Origin of the sequence: Paraburkholderia phenoliruptrix (assembly GCF_019511605.1) — a bacterium.
In the GTDB taxonomy this organism is placed as follows: domain Bacteria; phylum Pseudomonadota; class Gammaproteobacteria; order Burkholderiales; family Burkholderiaceae; genus Paraburkholderia; species Paraburkholderia phenoliruptrix_A.
Window position 1 is genome coordinate 1 of record NZ_JAEUAV010000092.1, and the last position, 255, is coordinate 255.

Genomic DNA, 255 nt, shown 5'->3' on the forward strand with positions numbered 1-255 from the left:
ACGCGAAGGTGAATAACGAAGGAGCGGCGACGGCTGCAGCGCTGGGTGGCGGTTCGACGTACAACACGACGACGGGCGCGATCACGAACCCGACGTATTCGGTGGGCGGCACGACGGTGAACAACGTTGGCGATGCGATCACCAACCTGGACGGTCGCGTGACGCAAAACACGACGGACATCACGAACCTGACGAACAACATCAACAGCGGTACGGTGGGGCTGGTGCAGCAGGATGCGGTCACGCGCAACATCA

At 61.6% G+C, this 255-nt stretch carries 1 protein-coding gene; it reads left to right on the top strand.

Annotated features, from left to right (window positions below; genetic code table 11):
• Nucleotides 1-255 (top strand): hypothetical protein (locus JNB89_RS30910; RefSeq protein ID WP_220364745.1); only part of this gene is annotated, 255 nt, incomplete at both ends.